Origin of the sequence: Corallococcus sp. AS-1-12 (genome assembly GCF_020036995.1) — a bacterium.
Classification (GTDB): domain Bacteria; phylum Myxococcota; class Myxococcia; order Myxococcales; family Myxococcaceae; genus Corallococcus.
Genome location: NZ_JAIQDD010000103.1, coordinates 1 through 956 on the forward strand (window position 1 = coordinate 1; position 956 = coordinate 956).

Consider the following 956-nt stretch of genomic DNA (forward strand, 5'->3'; position numbering starts at 1 on the left):
GCGCGTGTGGACATCGACTCCTTCGCGGGGCCCCACTGCCCCGGCCCCTGGGAAGGTGCTCCTCCCTTCGAGGCCGTGTTCGCCCGCTGGAGGAGGATGGCCGCCCCAGGGCCGCCGCTGAGTGCCGCCGCCGCGCGCCCTGCTGGCACCGCGACGCGCTCCAACGCCAGCGCGCCCTCCGCCGACAGCGAGAGCACCGGCACCGAGACTTCCGCGCCCAGCGCCATCCCCTTCAGCGTCCGCGTCGTGGCAGACGCCGCGCCTCCGGTCATCAGCAGGCCCGTCGTCAGCCGCGACACCTCGCGGATCTGCTCGCCCCGGGTCATGGACTGGAAGCGCTCCCAGTACATGGGCGAGGACGCGATGAGCGCCGCCACGCTCGCTGGCAGGTTGCTCAGCGCAGCGATGCTGTCCACGGGACGCGTGAGCAGTTGTCCCAGCGCGTGGTACAGCTCCACGAACGCATCTTCCGCTCCATCCAGGGTGCGGCTGATGACGTCCGCGTCGTCGTACACCTCGGCCATGGGCCGCCAATCCGAGGCCTGGAGCTGCGCGTCCACGGAGCGGAAGACGCCTCCCTTGCCGCTGTAGAAGCGACCCAGCTCGAAGCCATGCGCACGGAAGGCACCGTCCTTCCACTCGACTGGCGCCACCTTCTGTTGCGTGCGCCCGGTGAGGGCCCATGCCAGAGAGCCGTCCGGCCGCAACACCGCGATCTGCTCCCGGGAGAAGCGCTCCACCCGCCGCAGCAGCTCCTGTCGCGTGACTTCGCCTCCCGCCATCACCTCGCGCAGGATGAAGCCCGCGGCCATCCGCGGCGGGAAGGTGCTCAACGTGACGGGCTTGCCCAACAACACATCCATCAGACGCGCGGCTTGCGCGGGCGTCAGCACGCCTCCTACGGGGCGTTCGTCCCACGCATCCAGCCCCGCGTCCGTCAGCAGCTTCTCCCAGGC

At 70.8% G+C, this 956-nt stretch carries 1 pseudogene; it reads right to left on the minus strand.

Annotated features, from left to right (window positions below):
* Nucleotides 1–956 (minus strand): annotated as a pseudogene (locus K8556_RS38895) (hypothetical protein); the annotation flags it as partial.